The following is a 6,628-nucleotide window of genomic DNA, read 5'->3' as shown; positions in this document are numbered from 1 at the left end:
AAACTTATTAATTTCGTAAAAGATTGATATGAAAAAAATACAAAAGAAACAAAACTCTGCTCACCTCCCCACCATCCTCGTCATCCTCGGCCCCACAGCCTCGGGTAAAAGTGACTTAGCGGTGAAAATTGCCTTAAAAACCCCTCAAGGCGCGGAAATTATTTCTGCAGACTCACGTCAGGTCTACAAGGGTCTGGATATTGGTACAGGCAAGATTACAAAAAAGGAAATGGGTGGCATCCCTCACCATCTGCTAGACGTGGCCAGTCCGCGGACTATTAGTGGGCAACACGATAGACAGTTTACGGTGGACCGCTTTAGAAAAATGGCCGAAGAAAAAATCACTGACATTCTCAGTCGTGGCAAGCTTCCTGTTCTCTGTGGCGGCACTGGCTTTTATATCCAATCCATTGTTGACGGAGTAGTCCTGCCTGATGTTAAGGCTGATAAAAAACTGAGAAGCAAACTTTCAACCAAAACCGCCCCCCAGCTTTTCGCTCTCTTAAAAAAACAGGACCCAGCGCGTGCCAAAAATATTGATCCCCAAAACAGAGTCCGTCTGATCCGAGCAATTGAGATTGCTCAAGCCCTTGGCAAGGTTCCAAAAATTAAAAATAGCCCTCGCTATAGAGCCGTCCAGATAGGTATCAAGCCTACAGACAAAACCCTACACGCACGCATACACGACCGCCTCATCAAACGTATGCAGCAAGGAATGGTTACAGAAGCCAGACAACTCCATAGGGATGGTCTTTCCTGGAAAGCTATGGAAAGTCTCGGCCTCGAATATCGCTACCTGGCCCTTTTTCTACAAAAGAAAATCCAAAAGACTGAAATGCTTCATGATTTAGAGGTCGCTATTCGCCAGTATGCCAAGCGTCAAATGAAATGGTTTCAGCGGGATACGAGGATAAAGTGGCTGAAAGATAACAAGCTTGAGTATAATAAAATAAAAGGACTTTAGATTTTAAATTACCTTTTTAATAGCCTCTCGATAAGCAGGAAAATTAATGTCGTGAGGCGCCTCTTCAACCACTATTAGCTTTGAATTTTTAGCCAGCCGCACTGTTTCCTTGCATCTCTTTACCAGCTGAGGGAATTCTTTCCCTTCGGCTTCGCCATAAAATACGACTGAAGGAATCATCAGTTTCTGAGCAATTTTTCTTCCGCTTCGGGTCAAAGTATCGGCAAATCTTCTTGTCCCAATGTATTTTTTTACTTCTATTGTTTTCATCCATTCCCGATCCTCGCTAAAGTCCGGACTAAGCGAGCAGAGAAATATCTTTTTGGGTTTTAAAATATTTGCGGTGAGAATAGTGATCACTGCTCCGTAGGAAAATCCCAAGACATAATTTTCTTCTGACTTCTGTTTACTATAAAAATCGATAAATTCTATGGCGTTTTGAGATAAGACTCTATTTTTCCAATTGATAGGAACTTTGACTACCCTCATTCCCTTTGCTTCTAAATATTTAACAAGCCAAGAAAAAGGTTTATCTTTTGCCTGCATCATAAATCCTGGAAGAAGAAAAATGGTTTTGAGTTTGAGTTTGGATTTCATATTAAACTTTGACATCCTGTCCCCCTTCCATATCAACCGGACCATAAAAACAGCTCTCTTGATCAGTATAGACTGCCCACATACGATCACCATAACAATAATGCCACCATTCACCTGGATAATAGACAAAACCTGCGTCGCTCATTGCACTACGAAGTAATGTCCGATTATTAGCTTGTTCTTTAGAAAGATCTATACCAAACATAGGATATTTCTTTTGGATTTCGATATTATACCCTTTATCAGGATATGGACTTCCCATATCTAGAAATGTTCCATCTGAGTGAATTAGGGTTACATCAACCGCCCCACCACAATGATGATTAGCGAGCGGGTGTGGTCTAGCAACCACAAGTCGCACTTGTTGTTCTATTTTCTCATTACTCCAATCAGGATTGAGTTCCCTTAAGTTCTCAAATTCGGCATCCCAAAGATCTTTTTGATTTTTGAGGCTTCTGTATCCTTCTATGAAGGCTAGATTAATATTTTCTGGTAACAACTCTGCTGCCTTGTATAATTTCTCAGCAACGACCATCCTTACAAAATATACTGGTTGGTAGCTTTTTTCAAGTTCAATTATTTTTAGTTTCTTTGACTCAATTACCTCAATAAGTTCTTCATTATTTTCTTCAATAGTGACCTTATTCCATTCAGAGCGAGGAAGGATTTTTGAGATTTGGTTGAACATTGCTTTAGTATATCAAAATCTCAATCCTCTTAGATTACGGCAGGCGGGCCCGCCCCGACTCGAACGGGGAACCTCGCGTTTGGAGTGCGATGTTTTACCATTGAAACTACAGGCCCAATGACTGCTATTATACACATTTTTGGCTTTAATAAAATGGTCTGATTCTTATTTTCCTTCCTCTTTTGGCCTACAAATGGCAATAAAATTGAATCTTTTGTGACTGTGTGGATCTTCTTTTCTTTCATTCATATCAAAAATATCTGTAAAAATCTGTCCGAACATTTTTTCTATAACAAATTTTTTGGACAAGATATCAATAAATTCTTGCTGTGAAAATTCAACCGTATGGTAAGGACTCCCGTGGGGTTTCCTTGGAGTTGAGACAATAAAAATGCCGTTGGTCTTCAAACTTTCCTTCACTGCGCTTAAAAATTTAACTTGATCGTGGAGATGTTCAATGCCCTCAAAACTAACTACAACATCGAGGCTTTTAGCTTCAACGATTTCATTTAGTTTTTCAACATCGCCAACTATAAAGGAAATCTTGGGATCAGAAAAAAATTCTTTTGCGTGATTGATGGCGCCTTGAAAAATATCTACACCTCTAACTTTTCCAGCCTTACTGGCCAATTGTTTTGATCCGTACCCACTTCCACACGGGGCATCCAAAACACTGTCATTTTTAGTCAAAAAACTACTTGCAAAAAGATACCGAGCCAAGTGACTTGGCTCGGTATCTTTTAGGGCGAGAGGCGCTTGGCGTTCTTTATCCGAGAAAATCAAAGGATTTATTTTAGAAACTACTTTTTAGCCTCCTTGAAAATGACGTGCTTGCGGAGTTTTTTACTGAACTTTTTGAGCTCAATTTTTCGAGGTACTTTGCGCTTGTTTTTGCGAGTATAATACGCCTCGCCTGTCTCCTTGTTTTTTAAAATGATGAGATTGTCTTGTGACATATGTTTATATTTAGTGTTTCCCAAGGATACTATATTGACCAGCTGAAGTCAAACAAAATATCTTCCCGTCTCCGTTTATTCCTCTCTTCAGGCTTGACAACATCATCAATCTATATTATTTTATACCCAGAAAAATTGAGGAAAACTTATGAGTAATCTAATCGTCCGTTCCGGTTATTTTGAAGTTGAGGGGGGGGTACAAGGCCTCATGGCCAGGATTGTCTCAAGCGACGGCACCAAGACTGGTTGGCTAGTGACCAAGCGCCAGGCTTTGGAAACTGGTGAAGCTCTCATCGGCATCGGTATCACCGATCTGGAGTGGTTGGCCATCAAGGAGCAGGTCCATGCCAGTTCTCTCATCAGCCACGACGCTGAGCTGGAGGAATTTGCCACCAAATCGCAGATCGCTCTCGACGAACTCAAGCGGCGCGTCGAGGCCCTCGTCAAATCCCTCAAAAAGGATGAAGACGAAGGTGGCTGGTGGAAATAGCCCCCCATCAAAACTTAGTAACCAAAACACCCAGCCCGAGCTGGGTGTTTTCTATTGCGTTTTTCTAGTATCTGTTTTGTGTGCGTAGGGAGGGATTTGAACCCCCGAAGCCCATAGGGCGACAGATTTACAGTCTGTTGCGATTGACCACTCCGCCACCTACGCATGTGCGGATTAGTATACCCTAGGCTTTAGTTTTTTCCAAGAAACCACTTTTTTTCAAACTTTTTACTGGGGCAGTGCGCTTCCCCTTTTTCACCTCAAAAGAAAACTCGCCTATTTTTTTAGCATCAATATCTACCGTCACTGTCCCCCCTTTATTGATCCCTGAGGAAATAATCAGCGAAGCCACTGGATTGAGAATTTTATTTTGGATCAGGCGCTTGAGCGGACGGGCACCATACTGAGGATTGTAGCCTTCCTTGGCGAGATAATTCAAAACAGCATCTGAAACATTGAGCGCAATTTCTTTTTCCAGCAAACGCTTGATGACTTTGCCGACTTCGATTTCCACAATCTTGCGAATCGCTTCAGGCTTGAGCACATCAAAAAGGACAATCTCATCGAGACGATTTAAAAATTCTGGGCGGAAGTGATCCTTGAGTGCGTCCATCACTTTGGTTTTAACGCCATCATAGTTTTCTTTGTCGTTGGCCGCCTCGCCATCCGTCGTCATACTAAAACCAATCTTCTGCATGCGATCGATAAACTGTGCGCCAATGTTGGAAGTCATGATGATAATAGTATTTTTAAAGTTGACCATGCGGCCCTTGGCATCAGTCAAACGGCCGTTGTCGAGCACCTGCAAAAGCACGTTGAAAATCTCAGGATGAGCCTTTTCAATCTCATCAAAGAGAATAACGGAGTATGGACGATGACGGACCTGCTCAGTCAGCTGCCCGCCCTCATCATAGCCAACATATCCAGCGGGAGCGCCAATAATCTTGGAAACGGAATGTTTTTCCATGTACTCAGACATATCTACCCGAATAAGCGCCTTTTCATCATCAAACATAAATTGCGCTAGGGCTTTGGTCAGCTCAGTCTTGCCCACGCCAGTCGGACCAAGGAAAATAAATGAACCGATCGGACGGTTGGGGTCTGAAATACCTGCCCGAGAGCGCTTGACGGTGTCGGCGATTTTTTTGACCGCTTCATCCTGACCAACCACGGCCTTGCGAAGCTCATTTTCCATCCGATTGAGCTTCTCGGCCTCTTCTTCGAGCATGCGAGTGACTGGCACGCCAGTCCAACGAGCCACCACTTCCGCAATATCATTTTCCACAATTTCTTCTTTTAAAATACGACGGAAGCTTTGTAGTTTTTTCAAACGCTTGCTCTTGGTCTCAAGATCTTTTTCCAGGCTAGGAATTTTTGAATACCGTATTTCAGCAGCTTTAGACAAATCTGCTCTGGCCTCGGCTCTTTCGGCTTCCTGACGAAAAGTCTCAAGCTGTTTTTTAATACTCTTGATGGCACTCAGGATTTCCTTTTCATTGGTCCACTTAAGTTCTATTTCGGAAGTTTTTTCGCGCAGATCAGCGATGTCTTTTTCAATATCCTTGATGCGAGCTTTGGCATTTTTGGCGGACTCACTTTTTTCACCGCCCTTGATTTCTGCTTCCTTTTTTAAAGCTTCGCGCTCAATCTCAAGGCGCATGATCCTCCGGTGAGCATCCTCAAGGACCGGCGGCTTATTTTCCAAGGAAATCTTGAGGGAAGAAGCCGCTTCATCGATCAGATCTACCGCTTTATCAGGCAAGAAACGGTCAGTGATATAGCGGCTGGAGAGATTGACGGCGGACACGATAGCGTCGTCTGTAATGCGCACGCCGTGATAGAGCTCATATTTTTCCTTTAAGCCACGAAGAATAGCTACGGCATCCTCGAGTGATGGCTCGTTGACATAGACCGGCTGAAAACGGCGAGTGAGGGCTGGATCTTTTTCAATGTGTTTTTGATATTCCCGCAAGGTAGTTGCCCCTATCGCCCGAAGCTCTCCTCGAGAAAGCGCCGGTTTGAGCATGTTGGAAGCGTCGAGGGACCCTTCTGAAGCCCCTGCTCCGACAATGGTATGAATTTCATCTATAAAAAGAATAATTTTTCCATCTGACTTTTCAATTTCTTTTAAAATATTCTTCAAGCGCTCTTCAAATTCTCCGCGATATTTTGTGCCAGCCACCAAAATCCCAAGATCGAGAGAAACTAGCTCCTTGTCTTTGAGAGATTCTGGTACGTCACCCATAGCGATCCGATTGGCTAGGCCCTCAGTGATAGCCGTTTTACCCACGCCGGCTTCACCAATCAGGATAGGATTATTTTTGGTGCGCCGAGAAAGGATCTGAATAACCCGACCGATTTCAGTATCTCGTCCAATGACAGGATCGAGCTTATTTTCACGGGCAAGATTGGTGAGGTTACGAGTATATTTAGCTATGGCTTTCAGCTTTTTAGGAGTAGTTGTCTCTCCTGCCTTGCTTTCTTTCAATACCTCTAGGGCATTCATGACTGATTGCTTTTCAATTTTAAATTTAGCCAAAATTTCACGCGCGCTCGAAGCCACGTCAAAGAACGAAATGAAAAGATGCTCCGTCGAAACAAACTCATCCTTGAGGTCAGCCGCGACTCGTGAAGAATTTTCAATAATCTGCGCGAGCTCTGGGGTGAGATAGAGCTGATATGAAGGTGCGATGGTAGCGGAAGCCTCTGGCGCTTCGAGCTGCTCTAGCACAGAGTCCGTCAAAAGAATTGTATCTACTTCCAGCTTATCCAAAATAGATATGACCATACTCTCCTCTTGTATCAGGAGAGCAATGAGCAAATGAAGAGGATTGACATGGTTTTGGCCGCGCTCAATGGCAAGCTCGTGGGCTTTGCGGATGGCTTCCTTGGCTTTGGTTGTAAAATGGTTGAATGGAGGCATATATTTGGGC

7 protein-coding genes and 2 tRNA genes are annotated in these 6,628 nt (G+C 43.4%); 2 read left to right on the top strand and 7 right to left on the bottom strand.

Translation table 11 applies throughout. The features are described from left to right. Positions 1-28: 28 nt before the first annotated feature. Positions 29-964, top strand: coding sequence for a tRNA (adenosine(37)-N6)-dimethylallyltransferase MiaA (miaA, locus tag PHF79_00775; GenBank protein MDD5318342.1), 936 nt, complete (start codon positions 29-31; stop codon positions 962-964). A 3-nt stretch (positions 965-967) separates the two neighbouring features. On the opposite strand, the gene PHF79_00770 is transcribed toward miaA, so the two are convergent. The 5 genes from PHF79_00770 to rpmG form a co-directional block, all read right to left on the bottom strand. Then, positions 968-1,561, bottom strand: coding sequence for a hypothetical protein (locus PHF79_00770; GenBank protein MDD5318341.1), 594 nt, complete (start codon positions 1,559-1,561; stop codon positions 968-970). 1 nt (position 1,562) lies between these two features. Continuing rightward, positions 1,563-2,249, bottom strand: coding sequence for a M15 family metallopeptidase (locus tag PHF79_00765; GenBank protein MDD5318340.1), 687 nt, complete (start codon positions 2,247-2,249; stop codon positions 1,563-1,565). Positions 2,250-2,293: 44 nt separating this feature from the next. Further along, positions 2,294-2,365 (bottom strand) — tRNA-Trp (locus PHF79_00760). 49 nt (positions 2,366-2,414) lie between these two features. Beyond that, positions 2,415-3,032 (bottom strand): class I SAM-dependent methyltransferase, encoded by a 618-nt coding sequence (locus PHF79_00755; protein MDD5318339.1) that lies wholly within the window; start codon positions 3,030-3,032, stop codon positions 2,415-2,417. A 17-nt stretch (positions 3,033-3,049) separates the two neighbouring features. Beyond that, complete coding sequence (gene rpmG / locus PHF79_00750) at positions 3,050-3,205, bottom strand: 50S ribosomal protein L33 (GenBank protein ID MDD5318338.1); 156 nt, start codon at positions 3,203-3,205, stop codon at positions 3,050-3,052. Positions 3,206-3,353: 148 nt separating this feature from the next. Between rpmG and PHF79_00745 the strand changes: the two genes are divergently transcribed. Next, complete coding sequence (locus PHF79_00745) at positions 3,354-3,695, top strand: hypothetical protein (GenBank protein ID MDD5318337.1); 342 nt, start codon at positions 3,354-3,356, stop codon at positions 3,693-3,695. A gap of 81 nt (positions 3,696-3,776) precedes the next feature. Here the strand turns inward: PHF79_00745 and PHF79_00740 are convergent. Both PHF79_00740 and PHF79_00735 read right to left on the bottom strand, forming a co-directional pair. Further along, positions 3,777-3,860, bottom strand: a tRNA-Tyr gene (locus PHF79_00740). Between the two features lie 19 nt (positions 3,861-3,879). Beyond that, positions 3,880-6,618 carry an AAA family ATPase gene (locus tag PHF79_00735; GenBank protein MDD5318336.1) on the bottom strand — a complete coding sequence of 913 codons (2,739 nt, stop codon included), beginning with the start codon at positions 6,616-6,618 and terminating at the stop codon, positions 3,880-3,882. Positions 6,619-6,628 lie beyond the last annotated feature (10 nt).

This window comes from Candidatus Paceibacterota bacterium (assembly GCA_028714275.1).
Classification (GTDB): Bacteria; Patescibacteriota; Minisyncoccia; order Phycocordibacterales; family CAINVO01; genus CAINVO01.
The sequence above is the reverse complement of the archived record's forward strand: the minus strand, read 5'-3'. Positions and strand labels throughout refer to the sequence as shown.

What these genes read in the sequence shown, in the direction of transcription:
- miaA (MDD5318342.1), top strand. Translation starts at nt 29, where the DNA reads ATGAAAAAAATACAAAAGAAACAAAACTCTGCTCACCTCCCCACCATC.
- PHF79_00770 (MDD5318341.1), bottom strand. Translation starts at nt 1,561, where the DNA reads ATGAAATCCAAACTCAAACTCAAAACCATTTTTCTTCTTCCAGGATTT.
- PHF79_00765 (MDD5318340.1), bottom strand. Translation starts at nt 2,249, where the DNA reads ATGTTCAACCAAATCTCAAAAATCCTTCCTCGCTCTGAATGGAATAAG.
- rpmG (MDD5318338.1), bottom strand. Translation starts at nt 3,205, where the DNA reads ATGTCACAAGACAATCTCATCATTTTAAAAAACAAGGAGACAGGCGAG.
- PHF79_00745 (MDD5318337.1), top strand. Translation starts at nt 3,354, where the DNA reads ATGAGTAATCTAATCGTCCGTTCCGGTTATTTTGAAGTTGAGGGGGGG.
- PHF79_00735 (MDD5318336.1), bottom strand. Translation starts at nt 6,618, where the DNA reads ATGCCTCCATTCAACCATTTTACAACCAAAGCCAAGGAAGCCATCCGC.